Origin of the sequence: Thermocrispum municipale DSM 44069, assembly GCF_000427825.1 — a bacterium.
Taxonomy (GTDB): domain Bacteria; phylum Actinomycetota; class Actinomycetes; order Mycobacteriales; family Pseudonocardiaceae; genus Thermocrispum; species Thermocrispum municipale.
This window is the reverse complement of sequence record NZ_ATYT01000009.1, coordinates 46,181-62,076: the sequence shown is the minus strand read 5'-3', so window position 1 is coordinate 62,076 and position 15,896 is coordinate 46,181. Positions and strand designations below refer to the sequence as shown.

16 protein-coding genes are annotated in these 15,896 nt (G+C 68.9%); 9 read left to right on the top strand and 7 right to left on the bottom strand.

All coding sequences use genetic code 11. From position 1 onward, the window contains the following. Positions 1-10 precede the first annotated feature (10 nt). From YWM_RS0111115 to YWM_RS0111105, 3 genes are read left to right on the top strand one after another with little or no spacing between them, the layout of a single operon-like run. Positions 11-1,540: a class I adenylate-forming enzyme family protein gene (locus YWM_RS0111115; RefSeq protein ID WP_028850788.1), complete on the top strand. Its 1,530-nt coding sequence runs from the start codon at positions 11-13 to the stop codon at positions 1,538-1,540. After that, positions 1,537-2,805 carry an acyl-CoA dehydrogenase family protein gene (locus YWM_RS0111110; protein WP_028850787.1) on the top strand — a complete coding sequence of 423 codons (1,269 nt, stop codon included), beginning with the start codon at positions 1,537-1,539 and terminating at the stop codon, positions 2,803-2,805. The genes YWM_RS0111115 and YWM_RS0111110 overlap by 4 nt, the downstream gene beginning before the upstream one ends. Before the next feature lie 20 nt (positions 2,806-2,825). Beyond that, positions 2,826-3,449 carry a GyrI-like domain-containing protein gene (locus tag YWM_RS0111105; RefSeq protein WP_043660657.1) on the top strand — a complete coding sequence of 208 codons (624 nt, stop codon included), beginning with the start codon at positions 2,826-2,828 and terminating at the stop codon, positions 3,447-3,449. Positions 3,450-3,464: 15 nt separating this feature from the next. On the opposite strand, the gene YWM_RS0111100 is transcribed toward YWM_RS0111105, so the two are convergent. The 3 genes from YWM_RS0111100 to YWM_RS0111090 form a co-directional block, all read right to left on the bottom strand. Further along, positions 3,465-4,031, bottom strand: a complete 567-nt coding sequence (locus tag YWM_RS0111100) for a vitamin K epoxide reductase family protein (RefSeq protein WP_043660655.1) — start codon at positions 4,029-4,031, stop codon at positions 3,465-3,467. Then, positions 4,028-4,774: a DsbA family protein gene (locus tag YWM_RS0111095; RefSeq protein WP_028850784.1), complete on the bottom strand. Its 747-nt coding sequence runs from the start codon at positions 4,772-4,774 to the stop codon at positions 4,028-4,030. The genes YWM_RS0111100 and YWM_RS0111095 overlap by 4 nt, the downstream gene beginning before the upstream one ends. 82 nt (positions 4,775-4,856) lie before the next feature. Then, positions 4,857-5,501, bottom strand: coding sequence for a TetR/AcrR family transcriptional regulator (locus YWM_RS0111090; RefSeq protein ID WP_028850783.1), 645 nt, complete (start codon positions 5,499-5,501; stop codon positions 4,857-4,859). 102 nt (positions 5,502-5,603) lie between these two features. Between YWM_RS0111090 and YWM_RS0111085 the strand changes: the two genes are divergently transcribed. Next, the gene (locus tag YWM_RS0111085) at positions 5,604-6,626 is read left to right on the top strand and encodes a hypothetical protein (RefSeq protein ID WP_028850782.1); all 1,023 of its coding nucleotides are present in this window, start codon (positions 5,604-5,606) and stop codon (positions 6,624-6,626) included. An 18-nt stretch (positions 6,627-6,644) separates the two neighbouring features. Next, the gene (locus YWM_RS0111080) at positions 6,645-7,244 is read left to right on the top strand and encodes a class I SAM-dependent methyltransferase (RefSeq protein WP_028850781.1); all 600 of its coding nucleotides are present in this window, start codon (positions 6,645-6,647) and stop codon (positions 7,242-7,244) included. Positions 7,245-7,393: 149 nt separating this feature from the next. On the opposite strand, the gene YWM_RS0111075 is transcribed toward YWM_RS0111080, so the two are convergent. The 4 genes from YWM_RS0111075 to YWM_RS0111060 form a co-directional block, all read right to left on the bottom strand. Further along, positions 7,394-8,605, bottom strand: a complete 1,212-nt coding sequence (locus YWM_RS0111075; RefSeq protein WP_028850780.1) for a PP2C family protein-serine/threonine phosphatase — start codon at positions 8,603-8,605, stop codon at positions 7,394-7,396. A 92-nt stretch (positions 8,606-8,697) separates the two neighbouring features. Beyond that, positions 8,698-9,078, bottom strand: coding sequence for a RidA family protein (locus YWM_RS0111070; RefSeq protein WP_028850779.1), 381 nt, complete (start codon positions 9,076-9,078; stop codon positions 8,698-8,700). Then, positions 9,075-9,833, bottom strand: coding sequence for an IclR family transcriptional regulator (locus YWM_RS0111065; RefSeq protein WP_028850778.1), 759 nt, complete (start codon positions 9,831-9,833; stop codon positions 9,075-9,077). The genes YWM_RS0111070 and YWM_RS0111065 overlap by 4 nt, the downstream gene beginning before the upstream one ends. Next, entirely contained in the window at positions 9,830-10,828 is a 999-nt protein-coding gene (locus YWM_RS0111060; protein WP_043660653.1) for a sugar kinase, read from the bottom strand. Before YWM_RS0111060 ends, YWM_RS0111065 begins: the two co-directional genes overlap by 4 nt. A 99-nt stretch (positions 10,829-10,927) precedes the next feature. Here YWM_RS0111060 and YWM_RS0111055 point away from each other — a divergent pair, with 99 nt between their 5' ends. Genes YWM_RS0111055 through YWM_RS0111040 form a run of 4 tightly spaced genes read left to right on the top strand, consistent with a single transcriptional unit; the run spans position 10,928 to position 15,889 of the window. Further along, positions 10,928-12,214 carry an amino acid deaminase gene (locus YWM_RS0111055; protein WP_043660651.1) on the top strand — a complete coding sequence of 429 codons (1,287 nt, stop codon included), beginning with the start codon at positions 10,928-10,930 and terminating at the stop codon, positions 12,212-12,214. 11 nt (positions 12,215-12,225) lie between these two features. Next, the gene (locus YWM_RS0111050) at positions 12,226-13,812 is read left to right on the top strand and encodes an N-acyl-D-amino-acid deacylase family protein (protein ID WP_028850775.1); all 1,587 of its coding nucleotides are present in this window, start codon (positions 12,226-12,228) and stop codon (positions 13,810-13,812) included. Continuing rightward, positions 13,812-14,435 carry a bifunctional 4-hydroxy-2-oxoglutarate aldolase/2-dehydro-3-deoxy-phosphogluconate aldolase gene (locus tag YWM_RS0111045; protein WP_028850774.1) on the top strand — a complete coding sequence of 208 codons (624 nt, stop codon included), beginning with the start codon at positions 13,812-13,814 and terminating at the stop codon, positions 14,433-14,435. The genes YWM_RS0111050 and YWM_RS0111045 overlap by 1 nt, the downstream gene beginning before the upstream one ends. Beyond that, complete coding sequence (locus YWM_RS0111040; protein ID WP_028850773.1) at positions 14,432-15,889, top strand: GntP family permease; 1,458 nt, start codon at positions 14,432-14,434, stop codon at positions 15,887-15,889. Before YWM_RS0111045 ends, YWM_RS0111040 begins: the two co-directional genes overlap by 4 nt. The last annotated feature ends 7 nt before the right edge of the window (positions 15,890-15,896 follow it).

Here is a 15,896-nt window from a genome sequence, read left to right as displayed (position 1 = left end):
GGAGCGAGGGATGGACACCTACACGTTGGCGGAGGTGCTGCGCAAGCACCGCACCGCGGGAAGCATCAACGAGGGCAGGGCGGCCGTGACGTTCGAGGGCGTCACGATGACCTACGACGAACTCGACGAGCGTTCCGACCGGCTGGCCGCGGGGCTGCACGCGCACGGCTTCCAGCACGGTGACCGGGTCGGCGTGTTGCTGTACAACCGGCTCGAATGGCTGGAGCTGTTCTTCGCCGTGGCCAAGCTGGGCGGGGTGGTCGTGCCGATCAACTACCTGCTCAAGGACAAGGAAGTCGAGTTCATCCTCGACGACTGCGGGGCCAGTTGGCTGGTGTTCGAGAAGGCGCTGACCGACGTGGCGCCACTGAGCGACTCGCGGCGCACCATCGTGCTCGACACCTCGGCCGAGGGCGCGTTGGACTACGAGGAGCTGATGCAGGCCGATCCGGCGACCGCTCCGCGCGACGCAGCCAAGGCGGACGACCTCGTCCTGTTGCAGTACACCTCCGGGACCACCGGGACCCCGAAGGGTGCCATGCACACGCACTCGACGGTGCTGTGGAACAGCTTCCACCAGATCGTCGACTACGAGATCACCGCCGACGACGTCTATCTCATCGTGCCCGCGCTGTGCTGGGCGGCCGGCCTGCACGACATCGCGCTGGCCACCCTGTGGCGCGGCGGACGGGTCGTGCTCAACCCGAGCACCGGGTTCAGCCCAGCGCGGTGGCTGGAGACCGTGCAGCGGGAGCGCGTCACCGCCGTCCTGCTGGTGCCGACCGTGCTCAAGCGCGTGCTGGCCGAGCCGACGTTCGACGACTACGACACGTCGTCGCTGCGGCTGATCGCCAGCGGTGGCGAGCCGGTCCCGGTCACCTCGATCGAGGAAGCGGCGCGCAAGCTGCCGAACTGCGCGATCCTGCAGGTCTACGGGATGAGCGAGTTCCCGACCATGATGACGTTCCTGCCCGCGGCCGACGCCATCCGCAAGATCGGCTCCGCCGGGCGGGCGTGCAGCGCGGCGGAGATCCGGATCGTGGACGGCGAGGGCAACGACGTCGCGCCCGGCGAGGTCGGCGAGATCATCTGCCGGTCCCCGGCGAACATGGTCGGCTACTACAACCGGCCGGACGCCACGGAGACGGCACTGGCCGGCGGGTGGCTGCACACCGGCGACCTGGCGCAGTACGACGACGAGGGTTACATCTACATCTCCGGCCGGGCCAAGGACATGATCATCTCCGGTGGCCTGAACGTCTACCCGGCCGAGGTGGAGCGCGTGCTGGCGCAGCACGACGACGTCGTGGAGGCCGCGGTGGTGGGCAAGCCGGACAAGGACTGGGGCGAGGTCGGCGACGCGCTCGTCGTGGTGCGCGCCGGGGCCACCGTCACCTCCGAGGAGCTGCTGGCCTACCTGAAGGACGAGCTGGCCAACTACAAGGTCCCCAAGCGCATCACGTTGACCGAACAGCCGTTGCCGCGCACCACGTCCGGCAAGGTCCAGAAATTCCGTGTTAAGGAGCTGCTGCCGTCATGACCTGGGAATTCTCCACCGAGCCGGAGTTCGCCGAGCAGCTGAAGTGGATGCGGGAGTTCGTCGACAACCGGGTGTCGCTGTTGGAGACCGTCGATCTGGACGACGACGAGTTCCGCGCCGCGATCGCGCCACTGCAGCAGGAGGTCAAGCAGCGCGGCCTGTGGGCGGCGCACCTGGACCCGGAACTCGGCGGGCAGGGCTTCGGCCAGGTCAAGCTGGGGCTGATGCACGAGATCATCGGCCGCAGCCGCATCGCGCCGTACGTGTTCGGCAACCAGGCGCCGGACTCGGGCAACTCGGAGATCCTGGCCCGCTTCGGCACCGCCGAGCAGCGCAAGACCTACCTGGAGCCGTTGCTGGCCGGCCAGGTGCGCTCGGCGTACGTGATGACCGAGCCAGGGGCGGGCGCCGACCCCACGTTGCTGAGCACTCGGGCGGTGCAGGACGGCGACGACTGGGTGATCAACGGCAAGAAATGGTTCATCACCAACGCCTCGGTGGCGGACTTCTTCATCGTCATGACGGTGACCGATCCGGATGCGCCGCCACGGGAGCGGGCGACCCAGTTCATTGTTCCTGCCGGCACGCCAGGGCTGGTGGTGGAGCGAGACCTCGGCACGATGGAGGACCCGCGTCCCCGGCCGGGCAGGCTGGACAACCACGCCGAGGTCACCTTCACCGACGTGCGAGTGCCTGCGTCGGCGATGCTGGGGGAGCGCGGCGCCGGGTTCGCCATCGCGCAGAGCCGTCTCGGCCCGGGGCGGATCCACCACTGCATGCGGTGGGTCGGCCAGGCCCAGCGCGCGTTGGACATGCTGTGCGAGCGGGCGAAGTACCGGTTCACCCACGGCTCGGTGCTGGCCGACAAGCAGACGATCCAGAACTGGATCGCCGACTCCTGGACCGAGCTGAACGCGCTGCGGCTGATGACGTTGCAGGCGGCGTGGATCATCGACACCCAGGGCGTCAAGGCGGCCCGCACGCACATCAGCTCGATCAAGTTCTGGGGCGCCAAGGTGCTGCACGACGTCATCGACCGGGCGTTGCAGGCACACGGGTCGCTCGGCTACTCGTCCGACCTGCCGCTGGAGGACATGTATCGCCGGGCTCGCGCCGCGCGCTTCTACGACGGTCCGGACGAGGTGCACCGCCAGGTGGTCGCCCGGCACGTGTTGCGCGGGTACGACGTGCCGGAGGACGAGTTGCCCACCGAGCTGGTCCCGCGGCGCCGGGAAGAGGCCATCCGCGTGTTCGGATTGGAGTGATTGTCGGTCCGCCGCGATAGATTCCGGGCGTGCCGAAGGTCGACCACAAGAAGCTTGACTGCTATCGCGCGCGCAGCGGTGAGTTCCGTCTTGTCGACGTGCCGCCCCTGCAGTACTTGATGATCGACGGGTACGGCGATCCGAATACCAGCGCGTCGTTCCGGGAAGCGGTCGAGACGCTGTTCCCGCTGGCGTACAAGCTGAAGTTCGCCAGCAAACTGGAGCTCGGCCGCGACTACGTGGTGATGCCGCTGGAGGGCTTGTGGTGGGCCGACGACATGGACAGCTTCACCTCAGCCAGGGACAAGTCGAAGTGGTACTTCACCGTGATGATCATGCAGCCGGAGTGGATCACCGGCGACATGGTCGAGGCGGCGAAGGAGAAGGTCGCCGCGAAAGGCGCGCCGCCTCGGCTGGATGACGTGCGGTTGGAAACGCTCGAAGAGGGGCGGTGCGTGCAGACGTTGCACCTCGGCCCGTTCGACGAGGAGGCCGAGACGCTGGCCACGATGCACCACGACGTCATTCCGGCGCAGGGGCTGGCGCTGACCGGCAAGCACCACGAGATCTATCTGTCGGATCTGCGACGGACCGCGCCGAACAAGCTGCGGACGATCTTGCGGCAGCCGGTGCGGCAGGCGTGAGCGCGCCGCCGATGGTCAGAGCACGCTGGTCCAGTACGACCAGAACCGCTGCACGATCAGCGCGATGATCACCACGAACCACAACGCCAGGATGGCGCTGTGTACCCGGCGCAGCGGCGCCAGCGCCGGCCATGTCGCCAGCGCGGTGTACCAGAACAGCGGGATCGTCACGGCCCACACGACCATGCAGTACGGGCACAGCGCGCCGATGTCGTACAGACTGCTGACGATCAGGAAGTGGATGAACAGCACGGCCAGCGTGGTGCCTGCGGCCATGCCGAGCTGGTACCAGCGCGGTGGCCGGAAGCCGGCGAGCATCGCGATCCCGGTCGTGACCACCACGCTGAACCCGCCGATACCCAGCAGCGGGTTGGGGAAGCCGAACACCGACGCCTGCGCGCTTTCCATCACCGAGCCGCAGGACAACACCGGATTGAACGAGCAGGTGGGGATGTAGTCCGGATTGCTCAGCGTGGCGATCTTCTCCAGCGTCAGCGCCACCGCGGCCAGCAGACCGATGGCGCCCGCGACGACGTACAGCCAGGCCAGGCCCCGTGCCGGGGCTTCGTTCTGTGTCGTCATTGGTCCAGCGCCTCGTCCAGCTCGGCACGCAGCTGACGCTCGACGTCGGCGAAGCTGTCGCCTTCGGGTTCGAAGCGCTCCCCGTTGAGGAAGAACGTCGGCGTACTGTCGACGCCGAGCTTCTCACCGTCCGCCATGTCGCGCTGCACCTTCTTGCGCACTTCCGCGGAGTCGATATCGGCTCGGAACTGCTTGATGTCCAGTCCGATGGCCTTGGCGTAGCCCTCGAACTGGCGAGTGGCCGCGCGAACGTCGGAGCGGACCGAGTCGCCCTGCACCGCCCAGTCGTTCCAGTTCTGATACAGCTGCGTGTACATCTCGACGTACTTGTCCTGCTTGGCCGCTGCCTCGGCCGCGCGGGCCGCCAGCTGTGCCAGCGGGTGCGAATCCAACGGGAAGTTCCGCGTGACGAACGTGATGCGGTCGGCGTAGTCCTTCTCGATCTTGCTGGTGACGTTCTGGTAGAACGCCGCGCACGCCGGGCACTGGTAGTCGAGGAACTCCACCAGCGTGACCTGCCGTCCGTCGGCCGGTGCCTGTGTCAAGGCGTTGGCGTCGTCGGGGACGAGGGTCTTGGAGACGGCCGCCTGATCGGCCGGCTTCTCGTCATCGCCGCCGAAGATCAGGATGCCGCCGAATATCACGGCCGCGAGGACCACCACGACGGCGGTGAGCACCACGTTGAGCGACGGTCGACGCGGACCGGTCAGCGGATTGGGCGGGCGACGCGACTGCGCGGGCATGGGCTGTTCACTCCCTGACGAACTCGATCACACCCATACTGCGACAGCAGGGTGCATGGTTTCGGTGAAGTCCCGGTACCCGTCACACGGAGGAGGCTGTCCCCGCGGATCGTTCAGCTTCGGCGAATGCGGCGGCGAGCGGCTGCAAGGCCTCGGTGAGCAGGTCGGCCAGCGAGCCGGTGGGCACGACCAACGCGCTGCTGCGAGCGGGTTGTGTCCACCGCCGAAGCGCGACCCGGACGGCGGCCGCGACACCGGCGGCCAGCACGTCGGAGGTCAGTGTGCGGTCGGTCGCGCCGAGCCGGGTGGCGATCGCGGTGCTCAGCGGCTGCTCGATCGAGGTCGCGGAGTCGAGGTAGGCGCGCCGCAGGCCCGGATGGCTGGTGATCATGATCAACGCGTCGCGGTGTTCGTCGGATGGTGCGGTGAAGTGTTCGACCACGGCCGTGACGACCGCGTCGGCGAGGTTGACCGACGGCGGTTGCTTGGTCAACGCCTCCGCGACCCGTTGCTCTCGTTCGGCGGTCACCGCGGCCACGATCGCTTGCTCGCGACTGGCGAAGTAGTTGTTGTACGTCCGCGGAGAGACTCCGGCGGCGTCGGCGATCTCTTCCACCCGCACCTGGTCCACACCGCGTTCCAGCGCCAGCTTCAGCGCCGCCTCACGCAGTGCTTTGCGCGTGGCCTGCTTCTTGCGCTCCCGAAGACCTCCGGACCGACTCGCCACGGCGGCCAGTCTTACATGGATCTTGCGAATGCGCAAACTTACGTGCACGCAACTTTGTGCGTAGTGTTGCCGGCGATTTCCGCAAGCAGAAAGGAATCAGTCGTGCGACTCAAAGGGATCGCCTACGAAACCGGCTTCGTCCGCAACGGCCACATCTCGCGGCAGCATTTCGACCCGGCCACGGTCCGCCGCGAGCTCGAGATCATCAGCGACGACCTGCACTGCAACGCGGTGCACCTGGTCGGCGGAGATCCGCAGCGGCTCGAGCTGGCCGTGCAGATCGCGGCCGAGCTGGGCCTCGTCGTGTGGTTCTCGCCGTACCCGCTGGAGCTGAGCCGCGAGGAGATGCTCGCGTTGTTCGCCGACTGCGCGGTGCGCGCCGAGCGGATTCGTCGACAGGGCGCGGAGGTCGTGTTCGTGACCGGCGTCGAGATGAGCGTCATGAACCCCGGCTTCGTCGAGGGCAACAACACCGCCGAGCGGGTCGCGGCGCTGATCGGTCGACCGGGGGACGCGAGCCAGCGGTTCGCCGACGTCAGTGCGCGGCTCAACGAGTTCTTCGCCGAAGCGGTGGCCGTGGTCCGTGCGCGCTTCGGCGGGCCGGTCAGCTATGCGTGCATCCCGTTCGAACGGATCGACTGGTCGTTGTTCGACATCGTCGCGGTCGAGATGATGCGCACCGCCGAGGTCGCCGAACGCTTCCGCGACGGCGTCCGCCAGCTCGTCGCGCAGCCCAAGCCGGTGGTGATGACGGGGTTCGGCGCGGCCACCTGGAAGGGCGCCGGTGACGTCGCGCCGCGCAGCATGGAGATCGTGCACGTCGACGAGTACGAGCAACCGATCGCGTTGAACGGCTCGTACATCCGGGACGAGGCGGGGCAGGCTGCCTACGTGCGGGAGATGCTCGAGATCTTCGACGAGGCGGGGGCCGAGGGGGCGTTCATCTACCTGTTCGCGCTGGAGTCCTACCCTCATCGCCCCGACGACCCGCAGCGGGACCTGGACCTGGCCAGCTTGAGCATGGTCAAGGTCCTGGAGAACGGGCGGGGTGAGCGGTATCCGGACATGGCGTGGGAGCCCAAGGCTGTCTTCGACGCCGTGGCGGAGTACTACGGGAAGTCATGAGGCTGCGATAATCGCCCGGTGGGTAGCGTGCCGGAGGCGTACGGACGGCGGTCGGCCGAGTACATCGCACTGCTGGGGGACATGAGTGCTACGGCGGAAGCCGATCGCCGCTTCGTCGGCGCGTGGGCGCGGACTCTTCCCGAAGGACGGATTCTCGACGTCGGGTGCGGGCCGGGGCACTGGACGAACTGGTTGCACCAGCAGGGGATGACCGTCGTCGGGATCGATCCCACGCCGGAGTTCGTCGCCCACGCCCGGCAGCGCTATCCCGAGGTGAGCTTTCGCTCGGGGCGAGCCGAGAACCTGGACGTCGAGGATGCCGGCGTCGCCGGGATTCTCGCGTGGTACTCGCTGATCCACCTGCCGCCGGACGCCGTGCCGGGAGTGCTCACCGAATGTGCGCGGGTGATCGAACCGGGCGGCGGGCTGCTGCTCGGCTTCTTCACCGGGCCGGAGATCGAGGCGTTCGACCACGCCGTGACCACGGCTCATTTCTGGCCGGTGGACACCCTTGAACGCATGGTCGGCGACGCCGGGTTCGTGGTCACCGACCGCGACAGGAGGGTGGATCCCGGCGCCCGGCCGCACGGAGCGATCGCCGCACGGCGGATCGGCTGACCTAGCGAGTGTGACGGGAGGACCCGCGCGGCGGATCGGCTGATCTGCGACGTGTGATGGGAGGACCCACGCGGCTGCTCGGGTCGGCTCTGGGTGCGGGTCCTTGCCGGCCGCACAGGGAGCGATCGCCGTGCGGCGGATCGGCCGACCTACGGCATGCGGCGGAGAACCAGCACCGCGATGTCGTCGTCCGGGGTTTCGCTGCCCACCAGATCCGCCATGATCCGCGCGCACACCGCTTCCGGGTGATCCGGCGTGACCAGCTGGCACAGCCGGTGGATGCCGTGGTCGATCGACTCACCACGTCGCTCGATGAGGCCGTCGGTGAAGCTGACCAGCACGGCGCCGGGTTCGAGATCCACCGTGACGGTGCGTCGCGCGGTCGGCCGCAAGTCGGCGTGCAGCGGCGGGTCGACCGCGATCTTCACCGGCGCGGTCGACCCGTGCGGCGTGGCCAGCAGTGGGGGCAGATGCCCCGCGCTGGACAGCGACACCCGGCCGTGCGCCGCGTCCAGCACTGCGTACCCGACCGTGGCCATCCCGCTGGACTCGAAGTGGAAGATGTTGCGGCTGAGCCTGGCCAGCGTGTCGGCCGGGTCGGCGCTCTCGATGGCGTAGGCGCGCAACGCGCTGCGCACCCGGCCCATCACCGTCGCGGCGCCGAGCCCGTGCCCGGCGACGTCACCGATCGCTACACCCCACCGGCCGTCGAGCAGGCCGAACACGTCGTACCAGTCGCCGCCCACCCCGGTGCGGGAACCCGGCACGTAGCGCGCGGCGAGTTCGAATCCGGGAACGTGCGGAAGACGAGGCGGCAGCAGGCTGCGTTGCAGGGCCGCCGCGGCCGCCCGGTCGATGGCCATCATCTGCGCGCGGGTGGTCAATGCGGTCCAGTCGGCCGCCAACTGCAGCACGTGAACGTCGTTGTCGCTGAACTCGCGTTGCGCCAACGAGCCGACGTGCAGCACGCCGACCATCCGGTCGTCCGTCAGCAGCGGCACGCCCAACATCGAGGTGAGGCCCTTTTCCCACAGCAGCGGGTTGACCACGTTCGACCGATCGACGTGCCGCAGATGGATCGGTTTGCGCTCGGCCGCGACCCGTCCGGCGAAACCGGCGCCGATCGGTATCCGCACGCCCTGCCGGACCTCTTCCTCGAGTCCGACCGCGGCCGCTGCCCGCAATTCGTCGGCGTCGTCGTCCATGAGCAGGATGACCGCCGTGTCGGCAGCCAGCAGCTCACGCACCCGGGCGAGCAGGTCGCCCAGTGTGCGCTCCAGATCGAACTGCGACAGAGCCGTGTCGGCGACGACCGCGAGTTGCTCGGCGCGGTTGTCGACACCGGACGCGTCAGGGGGCACCCCATAACCGTAGCTGCGCTCGTGGCGAATCAAGGGAACGCAACACAAATACCCCGAAAAGGTTACCGACGGTGATGCCGCGGTGGCGGAAATCAGTCGACGACGGCCAATGCATCGATCTCGACCAGCAAGTTCTTCGGCAACCCTACGTAAACGGTTGTCCGTGCCGGATACGGATCGGAAAGAAATTCCTCGTACACCGCGTTCATTTCGGCGAAATGGGCGACGTCGGTCAGATAGACCCGAAACATGATCACGTCGGTCTCGTCCGCGCCTGCCGCCGCGAGCGCCGCGAGCACGTTGCGCATGGCCTGCCGGGTCTGTTCGGTGACGGTCGAGCCGACCACCTCTCCGGTGGCCGGGTCGGCCGCGATCTGGCCGGAGACCTGCACGAAATTGCCCTTGCGGACCGCCGGAGAGAGCGGAGCGGCCGGCTTCGTGGCACCTTCCGGGTGATAGGCGATGCGGGTCATCGGCTGTCCTTTCTCGGCGTCGGGGCGCCGCACTCGATGGATGCTTTTTCCGTCGCGGTCAGCAGGTCGGGCAACAGCGACAACAACGTGTCCAGGTCGGCGAGGAAAGTCGGCACGGACAACGACGCGGCCGCGAGTACCCCGCCCGGCCCGCTGATCGGCGCGGCGATGCAGTGAATGAAGTCCTCGTGTTCGGCGTTGTCGATCGCATAGCCGCGTTCGGCGACCAATTCCAGCTCGGCGAGGTATCTCTCCGCCGAGGTGATCGTGTTCTCGGTCATCTTCTGGTACTCGAGGCTCTCCGCGATCGCCTGACGGCGCTGCGGCGGCATCGCCGCGACCAACACCTTGCCCACCGCGGTGCAGTGCAGCGGAGCGCGCTTGCCGATCCGTGAGTACATCCGCACCGCGTGTTTGCTCTCGAACTTGTCGATGTAGACGGCCTCGCCGTCCTCGTAGCTGGCCAGGTGCACGGTGTGGCCGGTGCGCTGATTCAGTTCGCGGAGTGCAGGCTCGGCGCACCGCCGGACGTCCAGTTCGTCCAGCGACTGCTGCGCCAGGTCGAACAACGCCGTGCCCAGCCGGTAGTGGTGCGGGCCCTCGCGCTGCACGAACCGATGCGCTTCCAGGGTGCGTAGCAGGCGGAGCACGGTCGACTTGTGCACGCCGACCGCCTCGGCCAGCTCGTCGAGCGTTTTCCTGCCGCCCGCGAGGTGCTCCACCAGCGTGAGGGCGCGATCCAGACTCTGGCTCATGAACCCATCCTCGGCCCTTCGTTCCTGGTGATCCGCGTCTGGGCCCAGGTTCGTTCGTCGGCGTCCAGCAGTTTCGCGACCAGTCCGGCAGGCAAGGGGTCGCCCAGATCCCCGTGAGTGCGCAGGGCCCCCGCCGCGCGCAGGTGTCCGGCGCGCAGGCGGCGCTGCGGTTCGTCGCCGGCGAGCGTGGCTGCCAGGAAGCCGGCGGCGAACGCGTCGCCGGCGCCGACCGGTTCGACCACGTCGACCTGCAATGCGGGTTCGAAGATCGCAGGCCGATCGATTGCGGTGTCCCGATCGCGTTCGATCAGGGTCGCTCCACGCTCGCCGTGCTTGACGACCAGTGACTCAGGGCGGGGCAGCAGCTCACGGATGGCGTGCGGGGCCGACTCGCCCCACACCTGGTCGGCCTCGTCGTCGCCGACCAGCACGATGTCGGCCGCGTCGGCCAGCTCGCGGAGCACCGACGGGTCGCGACCCGCCCACAGCGCGGCCCGCCAGTTGACGTCGAACGACAACCGGTGCGTCTTTCGTGGTGCGGCCGCGAGCGCGCGCAGCAACTCGAGGCAGCTGTCCGACAGTGCGGCCGTGATGCCGCTGACGTGCACGATCCGCACGCCGTCGAGCTGGAGTTCGTTCAGCAGCTCCGGACCCATGGCCGAGGCGGCCGATCCGGCGCGGTAGTACCGCACGGCGCTGCCCGCGGCGTTGCTCTCCTTGACGTACAGGCCGGTCGGGCGATGCGGGTCCACCTCGACCTGCGACACGTCGACCCCGGCCGCGGCGATCTCTGCCACCACGGCACGCCCGAACGCGTCGTCGCCCACCGCGCTGACCCAGCTCGTCCGCCGTCCCAGGGCGGCGAGGTGGCAGGCCACGTTCGACTCCGCGCCGCCGACCGTCCGCGTCCAGGTGCGTACCTGCTCGATCGCGCCGGGTTCGGCGGGCACGAACAGGGCCATCGACTCGCCGAGGCACAGCACCTCGGTACCCATATCCCTCCGATCCGTTGACCTGCCGTCGCCCGGATGGTACACAATCCCACACCACATTGTGCAACTGGCGTTGCAAAATATGCAATGAGGCGGGAAGCGATGAGCCAAGCGGCAGGAATTGATCACGACCGCGTCGCGGCGATCCGGACCGAGGTGATCGACTGGCGCTTCAAGGGCATGCCGGAGTCGTTGGTCGGCCACACCATCGACGAGGCACTGCGTCGCCGGCCGAACCTGTTCCGCGACGGCTTCCTCGGGCCGTTGCTCGTGCTGTCCGACGAAGCCGTCGAGCACAACCTCACCACGATGGCGCGGTGGTGTGCGGCGCAAGGCGTGGCGCTGGCCCCGCACGGCAAGACGACCATGGCGCCGCAGTTGTTCGCGCGGCAGCTCGAGCACGGGGCGTGGGGAATCACCGCGGCGAACGCCGGCCAGGCCAGGGTCTACCGCGCCTTCGGGGTGCAACGCATCCTGCTGGCCAATCAGCTGGTCGATCGTGCCGCGCTGCGCTGGCTGGCCGCGGAGCTCCGCCGCGATCCGAACCTGGAGTTCTGTTGCTGGGTCGACTCGGTGGCGGCCGTCGAGCTCATGACCGACGCCCTCGAGGCAGGCGAGCGGGTGGATGTCCTGGTCGAGCTCGGCGCCGACGGCGGACGAACCGGAGCGCGCGGTCTGGACGCGGCCGTGCACGTCGCCGAGGCGGCGGCGAAAAGTCCGCGGCTGCGCCTGGTCGGCGTAGGCGGCTACGAAGGAGCGCTGGCCCACGACGCCACGCCGGAGTCCCGCGCGAAGGTCGACGCCTACCTGGCGGACATCCGGGAACTCACCATCGCGCTGGCGGATCGGTTCGAAACCCCGCAAGTGATCGTGACGGTGGGCGGCAGTGCCTATTTCGATCAGGTTGCCGGCGCGCTGACAGCGCCGTGGCCGGGGTCGATCGACGTGCTGCCGGTGCTCCGCTCGGGCGCCTACATCACGCACGACGACGGCTTCTACCGCGAAATCTCCCCGCTGGGACACGAGCCGCGCATCGCGGGCATGCCGGGCTTCCGGTCCGCGCTGCGCGCCTGGGCACAAGTCACCTCGCGTCCGTCGGACGAGTTGGCGCTGCTCACCGCGGGCAAGCGCGATGTGCCGTTCGACGAGGGTCTGCCGATACCCCGGCTCCTCCGCCGTGACGGGGCGGTCACCGAGTTGTCCGACTGCGCAATCACCGCGGTGAACGACCAGCACGCGTTCCTCAAGCCCGCGAACCAGGTCCGGGTCGGCGACTGGATCGGGCTCGGCCTGTCGCACCCGTGCACCACGTTCGACAAGTGGCAGCTGATCCCGGTCGTCGACAGCGACGGCGAAACCGTCATCGATCTGATCCGCACGTACTTCTGAAAGGGCTGGCGATGGACATCGTTTTCCGCGGTGCCCGGGTGGTGGACGGCAGCGGCGAGCCGGGCTACGTCGCCGATGTGGGGATCACCGACGGCAGGATCGCCGCCATCGAGCGCGCCCGGCTGAGCGGCACGCGCGTCGTCGACGCCGACGGTCTCGTGCTGGCTCCGGGCTTCATCGACATGCACTCGCACTCCGACATCCAGATCCTCGCCGACCCGGACCACCTGGCGAAGGTGTCGCAAGGGGTGACCACCGAGGTCCTCGGCCAGGACGGACTGTCCTACGCCCCGGTCGACGACAGGGTGCTGGAAGCCCTGCGCGCACAGCTCGCCGGCTGGAACGACGACCCGCCGGGCTTCGACTGGAACTGGCGCACCGTCGGCGAGTACCTGGACCGGCTCGACCGGGGCATCGCGGTCAACGCGGCGTACCTGCTACCGCAAGGCACGATCCGGATGCTGGTCGTCGGCTGGGAGGACCGGCCCGCGACCCGCGACGAGCTGAACCGGATGCGCCGGCTCGTCGCGACCGGTCTGGCGGAGGGGGCCATGGGCATGTCGTCCGGGCTGACCTACACGCCGGGCTCGTACGCCGACACCGACGAGTTGGTCGCGCTGTGCGAGGTCGTCGCATCCGGTGGCGGCTACTACAGCCCGCACCACCGCAGCTACGGCGCCGGTGCGCTGGAGGCGTACGCCGAGATGATCGAGGTCTCCCGGCGGTCCGGCTGCCCTCTTCACCTGGCACACGCCACGATGAACTTCCCGGTCAACGCCGGCCGCGCGGGTGAGTTGCTGTCGCTGGTGGACGACGCGATCGCCGACGGCGTGGACATCTCGCTCGACACCTACCCGTACCTGCCCGGCGCCACCTATCTGTCCGCGCTGCTGCCCAGCTGGGCCGCCGAGGGCGGGCTGGAGGCCACGCTCGACCGGTTGTCCGATCCGGAGACCCGGGAACGTATCCGCCGCGACATCGAGGAGGTCGGTTCCGACGGCTGCCACGGTGTGCCGGTCGACTGGGAGACCATCGAGATCAACGGCGTGCGCAACGAGGAGAACGCGCACCTGCTCGGCCGCAGTGTCGCCGAGTCCGCTCGGATCGCCGGCGTGCCGCCCGCCGAGTTGTACTTCCGCACCCTGATCTCCGAACGCCTCGGTACGTCGTGCCTGATGCACGTCGGCCACGAGGACAACGTGCAGGCGATCATGCGCCACCCGGTGCACACCGGCGGCAGTGACGGCCTGCTGGTCGGCGCCAAACCGCACCCGCGGGCGTGGGGAACCTTCCCGCGCTACCTCGCCCGCTACGTGCGCGAGCTGGGCGTGCTCGGCCTGGAGGAGTGCGTGGCGCATCTGACGAGCCGTGCGGCCAAGCGGCTGCGGCTGACCGACCGCGGGCTCGTCCGGCCCGGCTACGCCGCCGACCTGGTGCTGTTCGACCCCGACACGGTCACCGACACCGCCACGTTCGACGAACCTCGCAGCCCGGCGCGCGGCATCCCGTACGTGCTGGTCAACGGCGTGCCGGTGATCGACGACGGCAGGCCGACCGGAGCCCTGCCCGGGCACTCGCTGCGTAACCGGAGGAACTGATGGACTTGCTCACCGAACTCGGCAAGCGCCGCGCGCTGTGCATCGTGCGGGCCGACCACCTGCCGGATCCCGTTGGGCTGACCCGCGCGCTGGTCGACGCCGGTCTGCCCCTGGTCGAGTACGCGTTGATGACCCCGGAAAGCCTGCGGGTGATCGAACAGGCGTCCACTGTGGACGGTGCGATCGTCGGCGCGGGCACGGTGCTGACGCCCGAGCTGGCCCGCGACGCCGTCAACGCAGGAGCGCAGTACCTGCTCGCGCCCGGGCTCCGGCCACGCGTGGCGGAGGAAGCGGCCCGGCTCGGCGTGCCGTTCGTGCCCGGCGCGCTCACGCCGACCGAAGTCGCCGACGCGATGGAGTCCGGCGCGACCGCGGTGAAGGTCTTCCCGGCCGCACGCATGGGCCCGGCCTACTTCTCCGACCTGCTGGGCCCGTATCCGAAAGCGCCGTTGGTGGCCAGTGGCGGGGTCAGCGCCAAGAACGCCGCCGACTACCTCGCGGCGGGCGCGCTCGCGGTGACCGCGGGGTCGGCGGTCGTGGGCCGTGGACAGTTGCGCCCGGCGGAAGTAGGCGAGCGGGCAGCGGAATTCGTGGCAGCGGTCAATCGAGGGGCGGAGGCATGAACGCGGTGAGCTGGTTACAGGACACCACGGGCGGACTGCTGCTGCTCGCCGCGGCCGGCATCGCCTTGTTACTGCTGTTCATCGTGCGGTTCAAGCTCGAGCCGTTCATCGCGTTGCTGGTGATCGGTGTGCTCACCGCACTCGCCGCGGGCGTGCCGGTCGGCGAACTCGTCGGCTCCGCGCAGGACTCGGGTGATTCGCTGCTGGAGTCCGGCTTCGCCGGGATCCTCGGACACATCGCCGCGATCATCGGTCTCGGCACGATCCTCGGCGCGATGCTCGAAGCCTCCGGCGGCGCCCAGGTGCTCACCGGGAAGCTGCTGCGGCTGCTCGGGGAGAAGCGGGCACCGTTGGCGATGGGGCTCGCCGGGCTGATCTTCGGCGTCCCGGTGTTCTTCGACGTGGGCATCTTCGTGCTGGCCCCACTGGTGTACGTGGCGGCCAAGCAGGGCGGCAGGTCGATCCTGCTGTACTGCCTGCCGCTGCTGGCCGGGTTGTCCGTCACGCACGCGTTCCTCCCGCCGCACCCGGGGCCGGTGGCCGCCGCGGGGCTGCTGGAAGTCGAACTCGGCTGGGTCATCGTGATGGGCGCGGTTTGCGCGATCCCCGCCTGGTATGTCGGCGGCGTGTTGTTCTCGTCGTGGATCGGCAAGCGCATCCACGTCGACGTCCCGGAGGAGATGCTGGCCGCTGCGCAGCTCGTCAAGGAGAAGGTGCGGTCGTCCGGTGGCCGGACCGGTGACGGTGCGACCGGCGACACCGGCGAGTCCGGCGACTCGGACGAGCCGAGCCTCGGCCTGGTCGTGGCGATCATCGCCATCCCGCTGGTGCTGATCCTGGCGGGCACGTTCGGCAGCATCCTGCTGCCGGAAGGCTCGACCGCGGCCGGGATGGCCACGTTCGTCGGGACACCCGCCATCGCGCTGACCATCGCCGTACTGCTGGCGTTCTGGTTACTCGGCCACCGGCGTGGGATGACCAAGGACCAGATCGCCGAGATCGCGTCGGTGTCGCTGCGACCGGTGGCGATGATCCTGCTGGTCGTGGGCGCGGGCGCGTTCTACGGCACGGTGCTCAAGGCCACCGGCATCGGCACCGCGCTGGCCGACACGCTGGCCGCCGCGGGCCTGCCGGTCATCTTCGCCGCGTACGTGATCAGCTGCGGACTGCGGATCGCCCAGGGCTCGGCCACCGCCGCGATCGCCACCACCGCAGGCATCATCGGCCCGACGGTGGCGGAACTGAACATGTCACAGCCGCAGCTGGCCCTGATCGTCGCCGCGATCTGTGCCGGCTCGATCGTCGCCTCGCACGTCAACGACGGCGGTTTCTGGATCGTCTCGCGCTACTTCGGACTCACCGTCAAGGACACGCTCAAGTCCTGGACAGTGCTGGAAACGATCTTGTCCGTGGTGGCGTTCGTCATCGCGGCGATCCTGATCACCGTGGTCTGAGGGGGAT